At 72.0% G+C, this 16,561-nt stretch carries 17 protein-coding genes; 11 read left to right on the plus strand and 6 right to left on the minus strand.

Annotated features, from left to right (window positions below):
* The first annotated feature begins 58 nt into the window (after positions 1-58).
* The 5 genes from ASG63_RS10270 to leuD all read left to right on the plus strand — a co-directional run bounded on the left by ASG63_RS10270 (position 59) and on the right by leuD (position 5,558).
* Positions 59-877: a hypothetical protein gene (locus ASG63_RS10270; RefSeq protein WP_056215489.1), complete on the plus strand. Its 819-nt coding sequence runs from the start codon at positions 59-61 to the stop codon at positions 875-877.
* Positions 878-908: 31 nt separating this feature from the next.
* Positions 909-1,931, plus strand: coding sequence for a glycosyltransferase family 4 protein (locus ASG63_RS10275; RefSeq protein ID WP_162248640.1), 1,023 nt, complete (start codon positions 909-911; stop codon positions 1,929-1,931).
* 157 nt (positions 1,932-2,088) lie between these two features.
* Complete coding sequence (locus ASG63_RS10280; protein ID WP_056215497.1) at positions 2,089-3,201, plus strand: hypothetical protein; 1,113 nt, start codon at positions 2,089-2,091, stop codon at positions 3,199-3,201.
* Positions 3,202-3,498: 297 nt separating this feature from the next.
* The gene (gene leuC / locus ASG63_RS10285; protein ID WP_056215502.1) at positions 3,499-4,947 is read left to right on the plus strand and encodes a 3-isopropylmalate dehydratase large subunit; all 1,449 of its coding nucleotides are present in this window, start codon (positions 3,499-3,501) and stop codon (positions 4,945-4,947) included.
* 2 nt (positions 4,948-4,949) lie between these two features.
* Positions 4,950-5,558 (plus strand): 3-isopropylmalate dehydratase small subunit, encoded by a 609-nt coding sequence (leuD, locus tag ASG63_RS10290; protein WP_056215506.1) that lies wholly within the window; start codon positions 4,950-4,952, stop codon positions 5,556-5,558.
* Positions 5,559-5,582: 24 nt separating this feature from the next.
* On the opposite strand, the gene ASG63_RS10295 is transcribed toward leuD, so the two are convergent.
* Positions 5,583-6,680, minus strand: coding sequence for a branched-chain amino acid aminotransferase (locus ASG63_RS10295; protein ID WP_056215510.1), 1,098 nt, complete (start codon positions 6,678-6,680; stop codon positions 5,583-5,585).
* A gap of 242 nt (positions 6,681-6,922) precedes the next feature.
* Between ASG63_RS10295 and ASG63_RS10300 the strand changes: the two genes are divergently transcribed.
* The 3 genes from ASG63_RS10300 to ASG63_RS10310 all read left to right on the plus strand — a co-directional run bounded on the left by ASG63_RS10300 (position 6,923) and on the right by ASG63_RS10310 (position 10,426).
* Complete coding sequence (locus tag ASG63_RS10300; RefSeq protein ID WP_443189786.1) at positions 6,923-7,369, plus strand: MarR family winged helix-turn-helix transcriptional regulator; 447 nt, start codon at positions 6,923-6,925, stop codon at positions 7,367-7,369.
* A 103-nt stretch (positions 7,370-7,472) separates the two neighbouring features.
* The gene (locus ASG63_RS10305) at positions 7,473-8,879 is read left to right on the plus strand and encodes an alpha/beta hydrolase (RefSeq protein WP_056215514.1); all 1,407 of its coding nucleotides are present in this window, start codon (positions 7,473-7,475) and stop codon (positions 8,877-8,879) included.
* Positions 8,876-10,426 (plus strand): GMC family oxidoreductase, encoded by a 1,551-nt coding sequence (locus tag ASG63_RS10310; RefSeq protein WP_056215518.1) that lies wholly within the window; start codon positions 8,876-8,878, stop codon positions 10,424-10,426. The genes ASG63_RS10305 and ASG63_RS10310 overlap by 4 nt, the downstream gene beginning before the upstream one ends.
* A 13-nt stretch (positions 10,427-10,439) precedes the next feature.
* Here ASG63_RS10310 and ASG63_RS10315 read toward each other — a convergent pair whose 3' ends face one another.
* The 5 genes from ASG63_RS10315 to ASG63_RS10330 form a co-directional block, all read right to left on the minus strand.
* On the minus strand, positions 10,440-10,718 hold the full coding sequence (locus tag ASG63_RS10315) for a helix-turn-helix domain-containing protein (RefSeq protein WP_056215521.1): 279 nt from the start codon (positions 10,716-10,718) through the stop codon (positions 10,440-10,442).
* Positions 10,687-10,962 carry a BrnT family toxin gene (locus ASG63_RS24110; RefSeq protein WP_082501120.1) on the minus strand — a complete coding sequence of 92 codons (276 nt, stop codon included), beginning with the start codon at positions 10,960-10,962 and terminating at the stop codon, positions 10,687-10,689. Before ASG63_RS24110 ends, ASG63_RS10315 begins: the two co-directional genes overlap by 32 nt.
* A gap of 69 nt (positions 10,963-11,031) precedes the next feature.
* Positions 11,032-11,910 carry an SDR family oxidoreductase gene (locus tag ASG63_RS10320; protein WP_056215524.1) on the minus strand — a complete coding sequence of 293 codons (879 nt, stop codon included), beginning with the start codon at positions 11,908-11,910 and terminating at the stop codon, positions 11,032-11,034.
* A gap of 69 nt (positions 11,911-11,979) precedes the next feature.
* On the minus strand, positions 11,980-12,186 hold the full coding sequence (locus ASG63_RS10325) for a hypothetical protein (protein WP_056215527.1): 207 nt from the start codon (positions 12,184-12,186) through the stop codon (positions 11,980-11,982).
* 87 nt (positions 12,187-12,273) lie between these two features.
* Positions 12,274-14,154, minus strand: a complete 1,881-nt coding sequence (locus ASG63_RS10330) for a glycoside hydrolase family 15 protein (protein WP_244479865.1) — start codon at positions 14,152-14,154, stop codon at positions 12,274-12,276.
* Positions 14,155-14,387: 233 nt separating this feature from the next.
* Here ASG63_RS10330 and ASG63_RS10335 point away from each other — a divergent pair, with 233 nt between their 5' ends.
* From ASG63_RS10335 to ASG63_RS10345, 3 genes are read left to right on the plus strand one after another with little or no spacing between them, the layout of a single operon-like run.
* On the plus strand, positions 14,388-14,621 hold the full coding sequence (locus ASG63_RS10335) for a hypothetical protein (RefSeq protein WP_056215530.1): 234 nt from the start codon (positions 14,388-14,390) through the stop codon (positions 14,619-14,621).
* A 2-nt stretch (positions 14,622-14,623) separates the two neighbouring features.
* Positions 14,624-15,253, plus strand: a complete 630-nt coding sequence (locus tag ASG63_RS10340) for a TetR/AcrR family transcriptional regulator (RefSeq protein WP_056215532.1) — start codon at positions 14,624-14,626, stop codon at positions 15,251-15,253.
* Entirely contained in the window at positions 15,250-16,536 is a 1,287-nt protein-coding gene (locus ASG63_RS10345) for an efflux RND transporter periplasmic adaptor subunit (protein ID WP_082559253.1), read from the plus strand. The genes ASG63_RS10340 and ASG63_RS10345 overlap by 4 nt, the downstream gene beginning before the upstream one ends.
* Positions 16,537-16,561 lie beyond the last annotated feature (25 nt).

The following is a 16,561-nucleotide window of genomic DNA, read 5'->3' on the forward strand; positions in this document are numbered from 1 at the left end:
CGAGGCCGCGCGGCGGCGAGACGGAAGGGCATGAGAGGGAATGAGTCGATCCGCGGCCATGCCCGTTGCGCCCGAGCGAACGCCACCGAGGACCATCGTCACCTACTGGGAAGGGCCGGTGACCTGGCTCGAACGGCTCAGCGCCGCCTCGATCGTCGCGGCCGGACACCCGCTCCACATCTACGCGCACGATGTCGCCGCCCTGCGCGCGCAGGGGCTGCCCGGCTCGGTGATCGATGCCCGCGAGGGGATCGGCCCCAACGTCATGGCGGATCTCTATCGCAGCCGCGGGGTCCTCGCCTTCTACGCCGACTACCTGCGCCTCAGCCTGATCCGCGACGGCAAGGGCATCTGGTCGGACCTCGACTGCGTCTTCCAGCGCCCCCTCGAGACGCCCGCCGGCGCGGCCGAGTACCTGTTCGGCTGGCTCAACGCGAGCCGCCTCAACAACGCGATCCTGTCGGCCCCCCCGGAGTCCGAGCTCGTCACCCGCTACTGGGACGCGATCTCGACGGTGCCGATCCGGGCGCCCTGGGCGACCGGACACATCCGGGTCAAGCGCCGCCTCGAACTGCTGGTCGGCAAGCGCATCCCGTTCCACCCGGAGCGCCTGGCGATCGGCCCGCGCGCCCTCACCTACTTCGTGCGCAAGCTCCGCCTGGAGGGCCATGCCCGGGCGCGGGCGGTGTTCTATCCCCTCGGCGACGACGACGCCCACCTCCTGACCGAGGCGGACGACCGGGCGGCGCGCACGCTCATCGGGCCCGAGACGGTTTCGGTGCATGCCTGGCGCGGCAAGCTCTGGTCGATCGGCCGGGACGCTCCCCCGCCGCCCACCTCCTGGCTCGGCCAGCAGGCCCGGAGCCTCGGCCTCTGACCGGCCGGACACGCGATCCCTGGAGATGTCGATGCGTCGGGTCCTGTTCATCTGCGCGACGCCGGTGGCCTTCGGCCTCGACACGCCGCCCGCGATCGGCCTCGGCGGGATCGAGAGCACGAACATCGCCCTGTCCCGCGCCCTGGCCCGACGGGGCTGGGCGGTGACCCTGGCCACCCGCCGGAGCGGGACGGTGGAGCGGGACGGCGTCCGCAACATCCCCCTCGGCGAGGCGGCGGCCTGCGAGGCCGACGCGGTGGTCACCAGCAACGACCCCCGCCCGCTCCGCGCCCATCCGGGCCGGCGCGGCATCGTCTGGGTCCACAATCCGCTGATTGTCGAGAAGTCCGTGCGGAAGGGCTACCTCCTGCCCTTCCTGTCCCTGCGGCCGGAGGCCGTCTTCGTCGGCACCCTCGCGGCGCGGAACATGTCGCCGCTCTATCCCTTCCGGCGCCGCCACGTCGTCCCGCACGGCGTCTCGCCCGTCTTCCTGACGCCCGAGCCGACGCGGGGCCGGAGCCGGGACTTCGTCTACGCCTCCCAGCCCCAGCGCGGCCTCGACCGGATGCTGCGGCTCTGGCGCAGCGCCGCGCCCCTGATCGCCTCGGGCGCGAAGCTCCACGTCTTCGGATCCGAACAGCCCGACTCGCCCGACGATCGCGGACCGGTGGTGTTCCACCCCCGCCGTGGGGCCGCCGCCCTGGCGGCGTTCTACGGCACCGCGCGCGCCATGGTCTGCCCCGGTTCCCCCGACGAGACCTTCTGCCTCGCGGCGGCGGAGGCCCAGGCCATGGGGCTGCCGGTGGTGACCGCCGGTATCGGCGCCCTCGCCGAGCGGGTGCAGCACGGCGTGAACGGCTGGATCGCCGGGACGGATGCGGCCTTCGCCGAGGCCGTCGTGAGCCTCGCCACCCAGGACGACCTCTGGTCGGAGCTCAGCGCCGGCGCGCTCCTCCAGCGCCGGGCCCTGACCTGGGAGCGGGCGGCGATCCTGTGGGAGGCGGTCCTCCGGGGGGCGTCCCAGGAGGGGGTCCGACGCGCGCCGGCCGGGTGACAGATCCGGGTCGGCGACACGCCTCCGCCCAGGCGCGACTGGACGCCTCCCCGCCGGGCGCGAATACTGTGTGCAAGATCGGATCAGAAAGATCTGATCGGCAACAGCCGATCATCAAGAGACGGTCGCCAAGGCCGGACGACATCGGGAGGAAAGCATGAGGCTTCGGCTTGGTCTGGCCGCGCTCGCGGTCGCGTGGGCGGGTGTGGCGTGTGCGGATCCGCTGACCTTCCAGGTCGATCCGGCCTGGCCTAAGCCGCTGCCCCATCAGTGGATCATGGGTCAGGCCTCGGGCGTCGCCGTGGACGCGCAGGACAACATCTGGGTGGTGCAGCGCCCGCGCACCCTCACCGATGACGAGAAGGCCGCAAGCCTCTCGCCGCCCCGCACCAAGTGCTGCCGCCCCGCGCCCCCCGTACTGGTGTTCGACCAGGCCGGCACCCTGATCCGCAGCTGGGGCGGCCCCGGCGAGGGCTACGACTGGCCGCAGAACGAGCACGGCATCCACATCGACCACAAGGGCTTCGTCTGGCTTGCCGGGAACGGCGACACGGACGGGCAGATCCTGAAATTCACCACCGAGGGCCGGTTCGTCCTGCAGATCGGCAAGCAGGGCCCGCAGACCAACAGCCTCGACACCTCGCGGCTCGGCAAGCCGGCCGCGATGCAGGTCGATCCCGAGACCAACGAGCTCTACGTCGCCGACGGCTACTTCAACCATCGGATCATCGTATTCGATGCCGAGACCGGCGCGTTCAAGCGGATGTGGGGCGCCTACGGCAAGCCGCCCACGGACGAGACCCTGCCGGCCTACGACCCGGTCGCGGCTCCGGCCCAGCAGTTCCGCAATCCCGTTCACTGCGTGCAGATCGCCCGCGACGGCCTGGTCTACGTCTGCGACCGCACCAACGACCGGGTCCAGGTCTTCCGCCGCGACGGCACCTTCGTGAAGGAGTTCTTCGTCGAGGCGAACACCCGCGCCAACGGCTCCGTCTGGGAGCTGGCGCTCTGGCCCGACGCCGAGCAGAGCTACCTCCTGAACGCGGACGGGGCCAACAACGAGGTCCGCACCCTGAGCCGCGAGACCGGCGAGGTGCTCGGCGCCTTCGGCCGCAACGGCCGGATGGCGGGCGACTTCCACTGGGTCCACAACCTTGCGGTGGACAGCCACGGCAACGTCTTCACCACCGAGGTCGACACCGGCAAGCGCGCCCAGAAGTTCCTGTTCCGGGGTGACCTGATCCTGCGCAAGCGCGCCGCCCTGCCCTGACCCCTCGAACCCGATGCGTTCGATCCCTCGGGGCGGCGGATTCGGGCTTCGCTCGAGCGTCGCGCGGGCTTGCCGATCCGGTCTCCGCTCTGATCGAGCGAAGCCCGTATCCGCCCCTGGTTCCACCGGACCCGGCCGCTACCGTCGCCCGAAGGCGTTCGGCCGGCGGGCTCCGGGTGCGGCGCCCGGCATCACCCGATGCCGCATCGGCATTGGCTTCGCGGCCCTGGATCGGGTTCAGTCCCGTACTGCGTTTCCCGTTTGAGCCCAGTCCCGCCGGAGCCCGAGAGCCGATCGATGCAGGCCCGCACCCTCTACGACAAGCTGGTGGACGCCCACACCATGCGCCGCCTCGACGACGCCGAAGGCCCCGGGGCCAGCGTCCTGCTCTACGTCGACCGCACGGTGCTCAACGAGTACACCAGCCCGCAGGCCTTCAGCGGCCTGCGGGCCGCCGGGCGCCGGGTCTGGCGGCCGGACGCCGCCCTGGCGGTGGTCGACCACGTCAATCCCACGGCGGCGGAGCGCGTCGCCGCCATGCCCGATCCCGGCGGGGCGCGGCAGGTCGCGTATTTCGACGAGAACTGCCGGGATTTCGGGATCGAGCTCCTCGACGTGCTGCACCCGCTCCAGGGCATCGAGCACGTGGTCGCCCCCGAGCAGGGCTTCGTCCTGCCGGGCATGATCGTGGCGGCGGGCGACAGCCACACCACCACCTACGGGGCGTTGGGCGCCCTCGGCTTCGGCATCGGCACCTCGGACATCGAGCACTACCTCGCCACCCAGACCCTGGTGTACCGCCGGATGAAGACCCTGCGGGTCACGGTCTCGGGCACCCTGGCGCCGGGCGTCACCGCCAAGGACGTGGTCATGGCCCTGATCCGCCGCATCGGCGCCGACGGGGCGACGGGCTACGCCGTCGAGTTCGCCGGCCCCACCGTGGAGGCCCTGTCCGTCGAGGGCCGCATGACGATCTGCAACATGGCCGTCGAGTGCGGCGCCCGCGGCGTCGTCATGGCCCCCGACCGGACCGTGCTGGACTACCTGTCGGACAAGCCCCGCGCGCCGAAGGGCGCCCTCTGGGAGGCCGCCGCGGCCCATTGGCCGAGCTTGCGCAGCGACGACGGGGCCTTGTTCGACCGCGAGGTCGCCCTCGACGCCGCCGCGATCGAGCCGATGGTGACCTGGGGGACCAGCCCGGACCAGGCGGGCCCGGTCAACGGCCGCGTGCCCGATCCGGCGGCCGAGCCCGATCCGGCCCGTCGCCGGGACATGGTTCGGGCACTGTCCTACATGGACCTCGTCCCGGGCACGCCCCTCGAGGCCATCCCGATCCAGCGCGCCTTCATCGGCTCCTGCACCAACGCCCGGCTCTCCGACCTGCGCGAGGCCGCCGCCCTCGTGCGCGGCCGGCGGGTCGCGCACGGCGTCCAGGCCATGGTGGTGCCCGGCTCCTCCAGCGTGCGCCGGGCGGCCGAGGCGGAGGGGCTCGACCGGGTCTTCCGCGATGCCGGCTTCGAGTGGCGCCAATCGGGCTGCTCGATGTGCCTGGCCATGAACGACGACGTGCTGGCGCCGGGCGAGCGCTGCGCCTCCAGCACCAACCGCAACTTCGAGGGCCGTCAGGGTGTGGGCGCGCGCACCCACCTGATGAGCCCCGCCATGGTGGCGGCCGCGGCCATTGCCGGCCACCTCACCGACAGCCGCCGCTTCGCGCCGGAAAACCGCCTCGCGCCGGAGACCTGACCATGCAGCCGTTCACGATCGTCGCGGGCCCGGCCGCCGGCCTGCCCGGGGCCAACATCGACACCGACGTCATCATGCCCAAGCAGTTCCTCAAGGGGATCGACCGCGCGGGCTTGGGGGCGGCCACCTTCCACGACCTGCGCTATGCCGGCCCCGGCCAGCCGCGCCCGGACTTCGTCCTCAACCGGCCCGCATGGCAGGGGGCCTGCATCCTGGTGGTCGGCCCGAATTTCGGCTGCGGCTCGTCGCGCGAGCACGCGGTCTGGGGCCTGCTCCAGGGCGGCATCCGCGCGGTCATCGGCACCAGCTTCGCCGGCATCTTCGCCGACAACGCCGCCAATAACGGCCTGCTGCTGATCGAGCTGGCGCCCGGACCCGTCGCGGAACTGTCGGCCCGGGCCGCAGACCCCGCCCGGAACCATATGACGATCGACCTGCCCGCCCAGACCATCACCACCGCGGACGGCGCGGTGCAGGGCTTCGCCATCCCGGCCCGGCGCAAGGATCACCTCGTCCGGGGCCTCGACGCGATCGGGGCCACCCTCGACCACGCGGAGGCGATCCGGGCGTTCCAGGCCCGGCACCTCGCGGCCCAGCCCTGGCTCGCCTGAGCCGGGCTCGGGGCTGCCGGCGGCTCAGTACACCCGCGTGACCCACCCGTGGGGATCGGGGGCGTTGCCGCGCTGGATGTCCACGAGGGCCGAGCGCAGGCGCTTCGTCACCGGGCCGGCGACGTTGTCCGAGACCGAGAATTCCCCGTCCGCGCTGCGCACGGTCCCGACCGGGGTGATGACCGCGGCGGTGCCGCAGGCGAAGACCTCGCGCAGCCGTCCGCTGGCGGCGTCCGCCTTCCAGTCGTCGATGGAATAGGGCCGTTCGGCGACCGTGATGCCGTCGGTCTTCGCCAGGGTCAGGATCGAGTCGCGGGTGATGCCCGACAGGATGGTGTCGCTCAGGGGCGGGGTGACCATCGAGCCGTCGTCGAAGACGAAGAAGATGTTCATGCCGCCGAGTTCCTCGACCCAGCGGCGCTCGACCGCGTCGAGGAACACCACCTGGGCGCAGCCATGCTCCACCGCTGCCGCCTGGGCGCGCAGGCTGGCCGCGTAATTGCCGCCGCACTTGGCTGCACCGGTGCCGCCGGGGGCGGCGCGGGTCTGGTCCCGCGAGACCCAGACCGTCACGGTCTCGGAGCCGCCCTTGAAGTAGGCGCCCACCGCCGAGGCGATGACGAGGTAGAGGTATTCCGAGGACGGCTTGACCCCGAGGAACACCTCGCTGGCGATCATGAAGGGGCGCAGGTACAGGCTGCCGCCCTCGCTCGACGGGATCCAGTCGCGGTCGGCGCTGACCAGTTGCTTGACGGACTCGACGAAGACGGCGTCGGGCAGCGGCGGCATCGCCAGGCGCTCGGCCGAACGGCGGAAGCGCAGGGCGTTGGCCTCCGGCCGGAACAGGGCGGCGCCGCCGTCGGCGGTGCGGTAGGCCTTCAGCCCCTCGAAGATCTCCTGGGCGTAGTGCAGCACCGCCGCCGCCGGATCGAGGGCGATCGGCGCGCGCGCCTCGACGCGGGCATCGTGCCAGCCCCGCCCCTCGACGTAGCGGATCGTCACCATGTGGTCGGTGAACACCCGCCCGAAGCCGGGATCGACGAGCAGCTCGGCCCGGCGCTCCAGCGAGACGGGCGAGGCGTGCGGCTGCGTGGTGAAGGAGAGGTCGTCGGGGGCGCTCATCGTCAGTCCTTACTTACGTCTCGTCGGATCAATCAAGGGCCGGTGCGGCGCGGGCCGCCGGGCGCATCCGGACGACGAGACGTGGGCTGGTGCCCTGATACGACGATGTCCGCTTGCGATCAAACGGATTGCATCCTAATAATGCGCAAACGAAAAGAGAACCGGATCGTCCACCGGTCGGTGTTACAGGAGCCTCACGCGTGCCGCCCCGAAAACCGTCCGCGGATCCGGCGCCGGTCGATGTGCCGCCCGACTGCCGCCTGGACCAGCTCCGCCTCGCCTACACGCACACCCTGCTGCTGACGGGGCGGCACTGGCGCCGCGCCGCCAACGCCGTGATGGAGGCGCACGGCCTCTCGGACGCCACCGCCGTGCCGCTGATCATGATCGCCCGTCTCGACGGCGCTCCGCGTCAGAACGCCCTCGCGGAGGCCGTCGGCATCGAGGGCCCGTCGCTGGTCCGTCTCCTCGACCAGCTCTGCGAGGCCGGCCTCGCGCTCCGCCGGGAGGACCCCACCGACCGCAGGGCCAAGGTGCTCAGTCTGACGCCCGCCGGCATGGCCGTGGTCGCCCGCATGGAGGCCGATCTTGCCCGCCTGCGCGCCGCGGTCTTCGCCGAGGTCGGCACCGCCGATCTCGAGGCGAGCCTGCGCGTCTTCGCGGCTCTGCAGGCCTCCGCGCCCCGCTGAAGGCCGCGCAACCGGCGTAGGCGTTCGTTCCGCGCCCGGGCTGCTGCCGAACGCCGCGTCCCCGATGACTTGAACGCGCGACGCCGCGCGCTCTTTCGGGCCTATGTCGATCACATCATCCGACCGCCCGGTCTTATATTGTCTTCATTATCTCGGCGGCAGTGCCGGGACTTTCGAGATGGTCGCGCAACACCTCGCGGATGCCGTGACCTGCGTCGCCCTCGACCTGCCGGGCTTCGGCGCGGACGGTGCCGACGCCGGCCGGGACGTCGCCGCGATGGCGGAGGGCGTGGCCGCCCGGATTCGCGCCGACGCGCCGGAACGGTGGATGCTGGCCGGCAACAGCATGGGCGCCAAGGTCGCTCTGGCGGTCGCCCGGCAGGCGGAGGACGGCGCGCCCGGTCTCGAAGGCCTGACCGGCCTCGTGCTCATGGCGGGTTCGCCACCCTCCCCCGAGCCCATGGGCGAGGACAAGCGCGCCGCCATGATCGCCTGGATCGGAGCCGATTCCGAGACCCGGCAGCGGGAGGCCGAGGCCTTCGTCGCCGCGAACATCGCCCGGCCCCTCGACCCGGACCGGATGGCGCGGACGGTGGCGGATGTGCTGCGTGCCAGCCCCGATGCCTGGACGCTCTGGCTCACCGCGGGCAGCCGCGAGGACTGGTGCGCGCGCATCGGCGTGCTGCGCAGCCCGGCGATCCTCCTGGCGGGTGCGGAGGATGCCGATCTCGGCCCCGCCGCCCAGGCCGCGCTGACGGCGCCGCACCTCGCCCATCATCGTCTCGTGTCTCTCGCAGGGACCGGGCACCTCATCCCCCTGGAGCGCCCCGAGGCGGTGGCCGAAGCGGTGCGGAGCCTCGCGGCCGGAGCGGTCTCGAACGAAGCCGAGGCGCCCGCGATCCCGGATTCCTACGCGGCCCTGATCCGGTCCGACCGGGTGAATTCCCGCCTGCGCGCGGCCCTGCTGCAGCGCGCCGAGCCCGACGATCCGGCCTATCAGCCCCGGGCCCTCGATCCGGTCGGCCTCGCCATCCTGCGGGCCGCCTGCGCCCGGGTGCTTCCGCTGGACGGTGCCGGGACCATCGATTTTGCCGCCCGCATCGACGCGCGGCTGGCGAGCGGGGCGGGGGATGGCTGGCGCTTCGCCCGGCTTCCCCCCGACCCGGAAGCCTACCGGCGCGCCCTTCGCACCCTGAACGCTGCCGCCCGCGCCGCCCACGACGCGCCCTTCGTCGCCCTCGGGGCCGAGGCGCAGGACGCGATGCTCGGAAGCCTGGAATCCGGTGCGGTCTCCGGTGATCTCGATGCGGAGCAGATGGGCTTCTGGTTCGAGGACCTGCGCGCGGACGTGGCCCGCACCTATCTTGCCCACCCTGTCGCCCTCGCCCGCATGAACTTCGGCGGCATCGGCGCCGGCGGCGACACCGAACCCCTGCCCGGGTTCCACGCGGTCGGCATCGGCCAGCGCGAGGCCTGGGAACCGAACGCCCCCCTGGAGACCGCCCGATGAACCTCGATGCGATGCGTCGCTTTGCTACCTCCGAGACCGTCGATGCGGTGGTGATCGGCACCGGCGCCGGTGGTGCCCCCCTGCTGGCGCGCCTCGCCCAGGCCGGCCTCTCCTGTGTCGCCCTGGAAGCGGGTCCGAATTTTGACCCGAAGGGATTCGCCTTCGACGAGACCCTGGCCGACGAGATCTACTGGACCGAGGAGCGGATCAGCGGCGGCTCGACGCCCGAGGCCTTCGGCGGCAACAACAGCGGCACCGGTGTCGGCGGTTCCACCTTGCACTGGGGCGCCTTCACGCCCCGGGCCGATGCCCGCGACCTGCGCCTCCACACCGAGACCGGCGAGGGCGTCGACTGGCCCCTCGACTACGCCGAGCTGCTGCCCTTCTACGCGCGCGTCGAGGCCTTCATCGGCGTGTCCGGCCCGGCCTCGTATCCCTGGGACGATGCGCGCAGCTACCCGCTCGGCCCCGTCGCCCGCAACGCCCCGGCCCAGGCCATGGCCAGCGCCTGCGCGGCGCTCGGCGTGCGCTACGCCGATGCGCCGGCGGCCGTGGTCTCGCGCGCCTTCGCGCAGGAGCACGGCCCGACCCGGCCCGGCTGCATCAATTGCGGCTACTGCCATCAGGGCTGCCGCACCGGCGCCAAGACCAGCATGGACGTCACCTATCTGCCGCTCGCCGTCCATCACGGCGCCGAGATCCGGGCCGAGGCCCGGGTCCACGGCATCGAGCGCGCGAAGGACGGCCGGGTGACGGCGGTGATCTATCGCCAGGGCGGCGTCGACCATCGTCAGCCTTGCCGCACCGTCTTCCTCTGCGCCGGCTCGGTGGAATCCGCGCGTCTCCTGCTGCATCTCGACCTTGCCAACGGCAGCGGCCAGGTCGGGCGCAACTACATGGGCCACGTCGCCACCCAGGTCTGGGGCACCTTCGAGCCCGAGATGCGCATGAACAAGGGCTACCCGTCCTCGCTCATCACCGAGGACATGATCCGCCCGGCCGATGCGGACTTCGCCGGCGGCTACCTCGTCCAGAGCCTCGGCGTGGTGCCCCTCACCTTCGCCAATTCCCTGGCGCGGGGCCGCAAGCTCTGGGGGCGGGCGCTGGCCGACCAACTGGCCCGCTACAACCACATGGCCGGGATCGGCATCAACGGCGAGACCCTGCCCTGCGACGCCAACGTCCTGACGCTGTCCGACGAGGTCGACGCTCTGGGCATGCGCAAGGCCGCGATCAGCTTCGGCTACAGCCGGAACGAGGAGCGCCTCAACGCTCACGCGACCCGCTTCCTGAATCAGGTCTGGGAGGCGGCCGGGGCCACGGATCTCTGGACCCTGGAGCGCGTCGCCCACACCATCGGCACCTGCCGCATGGGCCGCGACGGCGACACGGCGGTGGTCGACCCCGTCGGCCGCAGCTTCGAGGTCCCGAACCTCTGGATCTGCGACGGCTCGACTTTCCCGAGTTCGCTCGCCGCCAACCCGGCGCTGACGATCATGGCGCTGAGCCTGCGCAGCGCCGAGGCCTTCCTCAAGGCCGAACGCTGAGAGTCGACTCGGCTCAGGCCACCGCTTGAGCCACAATGTCCGGGTAGCGGCCGATCACCCTGACATAGGCGATGGCGAAATCCGGTGCGGTCGCACGTGCCTGTTCCCAGTCGCGTAGGGTGCCGACCGGAACCCGAAATCGGCTCGCGAACTCGGACTGCGACAGACCGAGGCCGGTCCGCGTTCGACGGATGAGCCGCGCGCGCTGGCCTCGATCCAAGGCCTCGGACGTCGCGTCGAAATCCTGATCGTCGGTCGGATCAGTCGGAAGCGCGATAGGCTCGTTCTTCACCCGTGTTGCTCCTTCTAACCGAAATGAAGCGGGGCTGACCGGACCGGCGGACGAAAACGCCCGTAAAGAGCTTATCGCCGACGATCCCGATCACTTTGAATCGTTCCTCTCCATCGATCTCACGGATGGATGGAACGATCACATGATCGTCGTCCGCGAAAATCCGATCCCCGAGTGCGAGCGAGACCCGGTGTTTCTCCAGGTTGGCTGCGTTCTTGACAGGGTCATACCGCTCCCGCGTCATCAGCCGTGAACATACGGAATTTCCGTACGGTCTGTAAAGTCTCTCAGCGGTATTCGCCTGCACAGCCCCTCAATACATCGGCGTCCCGCCCGTGACCGGCACCAGCGCACCGGTCATGTAGCTGCCCTCCCGCGAGGCGAGGAGCACGTAGGCGGGGGCGAGTTCGGCCGGCTGGCCGGCGCGGCCGAGGGGCGTGTCGGCGCCGAGGGAGGCGATCTGCTCGGGGCTCTTCACGATGGGTTGGATCGGGGTCCAGACCGGGCCCGGGGCGACGCAGTTCACCCGGATGCCCTTCGGCGCCAGCAGGTTGGACAGGCCGATGGTCAGGCTCGCGATGGCGCCCTTGGTGGCGGCGTAGACCAGCATGGTCTTGTCGGCGATCTTGGCCTGCTGGCTCGTGGAGTTCACGATCGCCGAGCCCGGCTTCATGTGCGGCACGGCCGCCTGGGCGAGGTATAGCATCGCGAAGACGTTGGCGCGGAACGATCCCTCGAGGTCTTCCGCCGTCACGTCGTCGAGGTCCTCGTTGACCACCTGCGCGGCGGCGTTGTTCACGAGGATGTCGAGCCCGCCGAGTTCGGACACGGTGCGGGCGACGAGGTCGCGGCAATAGGTCGGGTCGCGCAGGTCGCCGGGCAGGAGCAGGACGCGCCGGCCCGCCTTGCGCACCCATTCGGCGGTGTCCTCGGCATCGGACTGCTCGACCGGCAGGTACGCGATCGCCACGTCGGCGCCCTCGCGGGCATACGCGATGGCCACGGCCCGGCCGATCCCGGAATCGCCGCCGGTCACCAGGGCGACGCGGTCGGTGAGGAGTCCCTTGCCGACGTAGCTCGTCTCGCCGTGGTCGGGGGCCGGACGCATCCGCGAGGTCAGGCCCGGCCGTTCCTGTTGCTGGTCGCTGGGAAAGGGCGGCCGCGGGCCGGCGTCGCGGGGATCGATGGTCATCGGCGTCTGAGGCCTTCCGGGGCTGTCTTCAACAAAAAGGGGCCCACCGGGCGGCGGGCCCCGGGACGATCAGGCGTCCGCGTCGTCGGCCTCGAGAATGGTCTCGAGGTCGCCCGTGAGGGCATCGAGCTGGTCGGGCGTCGCGCGGATCTTGAAGGTGGTTCCGTCCTCGGCCTCGACCGCGATCTCCACGTGATCGTCGACGCGTGCGGCCATGGCCTGCTTCAGGATGTAGGTCGTCACGTCCGGATTGGTCGTGTCCGTGGTCTTGGCCATGCTGCCGTCTCCTGATGGGCTCCCCGGCAACGCGGCAGGGCCCGGGTCGGATCTGCGACCAAAGCTCCCGCCGGGCGCCGCAGCCATCTACAGGCTCAGGCCCGACAGGGTGGCGGCGGCCTGGATCAGGGCCAGATGGGTCAGCCCCTGCGGCAGGTTGCCGAGATAGGTGCCGCTGGCCGGGTCGGCCATCTCCGAATAGGTGCCGGAATTCCGGTCGAGGGCCTTCACCAGCGCCTCGAACGCGGCTTGCGCTTCCGCCGTCTCCCCGAGCAGGGCCCTGGCCTCCACGAGCCAGAAGGTGCAGGCGAGGAAGCAGCCCTCCTCCGCCTCGGCGCCGGTGTAGCGGTAGTGATAGGGGCCGCGTCCGAGCTCCCGGTCGATGGCCCGGCAGGTGGCCGCGAGGCGCTCGGGGTTGCCGAAGCGGAAGCGAACGGCCAGCGTCAGGGAGGCATCGAGCTTCTCCGTGCCGGGATACATGACGTAGGATTGCTTGGCCTCCGACCAGCAGTTCCGGTCGATCCAGTCCGCGACGCGGTCGCGGGCCCGGGCCCAGCGCTCGCGGCAGGTGCCCGGTAGGTGGCCGCCATCGGCGAGTTCCACCGCCCGGGCCAGCGCCTGCCAGCAGCTGATCTTGGAGCCGGTGTAGTGCTCGGCCTCCGGCAACTCCCAGATGCCCGCATCCTTGAGCTTCCAGGATTCGGCGCATTGGTCGGCGAGCTGGGCGAGCAGCGTCCCGGTGCGCAGATCGAGCATGTTGCCGTCGGCCACGAAGCGCTCGGCGGTCTCGAAGATGTCGCCGTAGATGCCGTGCTGGTGCTGGCCCGTGGCGGCGTTGCCGGTGCGCACGGGGCGCGAGCCGCGATAGCCCGGCAGGTCGATGTCCCGCTCGCCGGGCACGCAGCCGCCGTCGAGGGTGTAGAGCACCTGCGCCCCGTGCTCGCCGATGTGGCGCATCAGCCAGGACAGGGCCGCGTTGGCCTCGGCCTGGGCACCCAGGCGCAGGAAGGCCTTGATGACGTAGCCGGCATCGCGGATCCAGGCGTAGCGGTAATCGTAGTTCTTGGAGCCGCCGATGCCCTCGGGCAGGGAACTCGTGGCCGCCGCCGCGATGGCGCCGGTGGGCGAGTAGAGCAGCAGCTTCAGCGCGAGGGCGCTGCGCTCGACCTGCTCGGCATAGCGGCCCCGATAGGCGAGACGCTCGGTCCAGTCCCGCCATTCCTGGCACGAGACGTCGATGCGCCCGTCGATCTCGTCGATCGGCGCCACCACCAGGGGCTGGTTCTCGGCGGCCACGATGGCGACGACCTCGCGCTGACCCGCCCGCACCTCGACGGAGCCCGAGATGACGTGGTCGTTCTCCGTCTCGATCCGGATGCCGTCGCTGGTGCGGAACAGGCCCATCATGCCGGCCACGTGGAAGGCGGTGCCGTTGCTGTTGCCCGAGAGATAGGGGGCGGCCGTGTCGCCCCGCGTGCCGAAGACCAGGGCCACCCGGAAGCGCACGTGCCCCTCCAGACCCTCGATCCGGCGCGCGAGTTCCGCCCAGGGCAGGCGCCCGGCGGGGCCACTGTTCAGGCTCTCGGTGAGGCGCGCGCGTCCGGTCTTCGTGGTGAAGACGGTCTCGTGGACGTTGCTGCCGTCGCGGTAGCCGATCTCGGCGGTGAAGGGCTCCTCCGGCGTGATCGCGAAGTAGCCGCCCTCCTCCGGGCTGAGCATGCGGTCGAACAGCGGCGGCGAGTCGAGATTGGGACAGCACCACCAGTCGATGGAGCCGTCGGCCCCCGAGAGTGCCACCGAGCGGCCCTCGCCGATCGCCGCGTAGCCCTCGATCGGGAGAAATCCGTCGGTGCGGCCGACGGCACCGCCCTCGCGGGGGAAAGGCTTCAGCACGGTGCGGGCGACCTCGGGTGGTGAGCGGACGATACCGGCCGAGGCCGGGCGTGGCGCCACGGGCCGTCCGCGCACGTCGCGCGTGTCCGAACCGAGCCGACCGGGATCCTCCGCGGGGGTCTCCTCGAACCCGCGCGGCGGGCGGCCGTTCCGGTCCCGGCTTGCTTCATGTTGACACGGCGGCCCGCGGGGCAGGGCGCTCGTGGCCGTGAGGCCCCATCGCCGTGCCCTTCCGCACGGCCAGAATGAACGCTCATTGACCAGTGAATGAACATTCAATACGACGATGGTGTCGGTTGGAGGATACGATGCAGCGGACGCACGAGGATTTCCCGTTCGAGGCGCTGGTGCGAAAGGCGCGGGCGCTCCTCGCGCCCGAGCACCTGCTGCTCGGGGCCGTGCTGGTGCTCGGCTGGGCCGCGCTCATCGCCTGGACCGGCAACGGCCCGGTCGGCTGGCAGGCCCGCCTCTGCGCCGATGCGGACGCCTCGGTCGCCGCCTGCCGGGTGGTCGCGCCGTCGGCGGACGGACGGGTCTCCTGACCATGGCCTCGCCGGTCGGCACCCTCATCGACGCCCGCGCCAGCCAGGCCGCGCGCCGGGAACAGATCCTCGACGCCGCCTGCGCCTGTTTCGTGCGCAACGGGTTCCACCGCACCACGATGCAGGACCTCGCCCGCGAGGCCGGCATGACGGCGGGCAACTTCTACCACTACTTCCGCTCCAAGGAGGCGCTGGTCCTGGGCCTCGTGGAGCGGGAACGGATCAGCGGCGCCCAGCTGGTGACGCGCCTCCAGCAGGAGGGCGACCGGCGCGGCGCGTTGTTCGGCGTGCTCGGCCAGTATTTCGGCGCCCTGACCCGGGAGGCGGCGGTGCTGCGCCTGGAGATCTGGTCCGAGGGCACCCGCAACCCGGCCATCGCGGCGCTCACGGCGGAGACCGAGGCGGAGGCCCGGGCCTGGTTCGAGGAGACCTTCGCCGACCTCGCCACCGCTCCGGATTGCGATCCCGTCGCCCTCTACGCCCTGCTGGCGCCCCAGTTGAAGGGGATCGTCCTGAGCCGGGCCATCCTCCCCGATTTCGACACGGGTCTCGCCGTGGCGCAGCTCCAGGCCCTGATCGAGGCCGGGCTCGCCGGCCGCGCCCCCCTCCCCGCCGTGGAGCCCCGCCCATGACCGCCGCCCGCCTCGGCCTCGCCCTGCTCGCCCTGGCGCTGCCGGCCTCCGCAGCTCTCGCCGGCCCGGCCAAGCCGCCGGCAGGCTCCACCCAGCCGCCGGCAGGCTCCACCCAGCCGCTGGCCGGCGCGGCCCAGCCGGTCAAGGCCGGCCTCGTGCCGACGATCAGCGTGGTCGGAGCCAAGCGGCGCGAGATCGTCGAGTCGGTGGTCGTCACCGGCACCCTGGTCCCGCGCGACGAAATCCTGGTGACGCCCGAGATCGAGGGCTACCGGGTCACCGAGGTGCTGGTGGAGGAAGGTGCCCGGGTGGCCCGGGGGCAGGTGCTCGCCCGTCTCTCGCGCGACCTCATCGACCGTCAGCTCGCCCAGCAGGCGGCCCTGGTGGAGAAGGCCGAGGCCGCCGTGCCCCAGGCCCAGAGCAGCATCGAGCAGGCGGAGGCCGCCGAGACCGAGGCGCGCCTCGCCTTCGAGCGGGTGCAGCAGCTCCTGAAGACCGGCAACGCCACCGCGGCCGTGATGGAGGGCCGCACCGCCAGCCTGCGCCAGGCCGAGGGCAAGCTCGCCTTCGCCCGCAACGGCCTGCGCATCGCTCGGGCCGACCTCGCCCAGGCCCGGGCCGTGCTGGAGGAACTGAACCTGCGCCTGGCCCGCACGGAGATCCGCGCGCCGGAGGCCGGCATCGTCAGTCGCCGCACCGCCCGGGTGGGCCTGGCCGCCTCCGCCTCGGCCGAGCCCCTGTTCCGCCTGATCGCCCGGGGCGAGATCGAACTCGAGGGCGAGGTCATCGAGACCAAGCTGCCGCAGCTGCGCGAGAACGCCCCGGCCTGGATCGACCTCGGCGACGGTGTCCGCCTGTCGGGCAGCGTGCGGACCGTCTACCCGGAGGTCGACCGGGCGACCCGCCTCGGCAAGGTCCGCGTCCGCTTGGAGCCGGATCCGCGCCTGCGCATCGGCACCTTCGCGCGGGGCGCCGTCGAGCTCGCCCGGACCCGCGGCGTGACCGTGCCGCAGGCCTCCGTGCTGTACGGCGGGGGCAAGCGCAGCTCCGTCCTCGTGGTCGCCGACGACGTGGTCGAGGCCCGCGAGGTCCGCACCGGCCTGTCCGACGACGACGACATCGAGATCCGCGCCGGACTCGCCGACGGCGAGCGCGTGGTGGCCCGCGCCGGCAGCTTCCTGCGCGACGGCGACCGGGTCCGCCCGGTGGCGCTGGCCGTGCCGGAGCCGGCCGTGGCCGCCGCCCCCTCCCCGCGCGAGACCGCCGAGGCCGGGACGCCCTGACCGGGCGCCGCCTCGTCTCCCGATT

The organism is Methylobacterium sp. Leaf94 (assembly GCF_001426045.1).
In the GTDB taxonomy this organism is placed as follows: Bacteria; Pseudomonadota; Alphaproteobacteria; order Rhizobiales; family Beijerinckiaceae; genus Methylobacterium.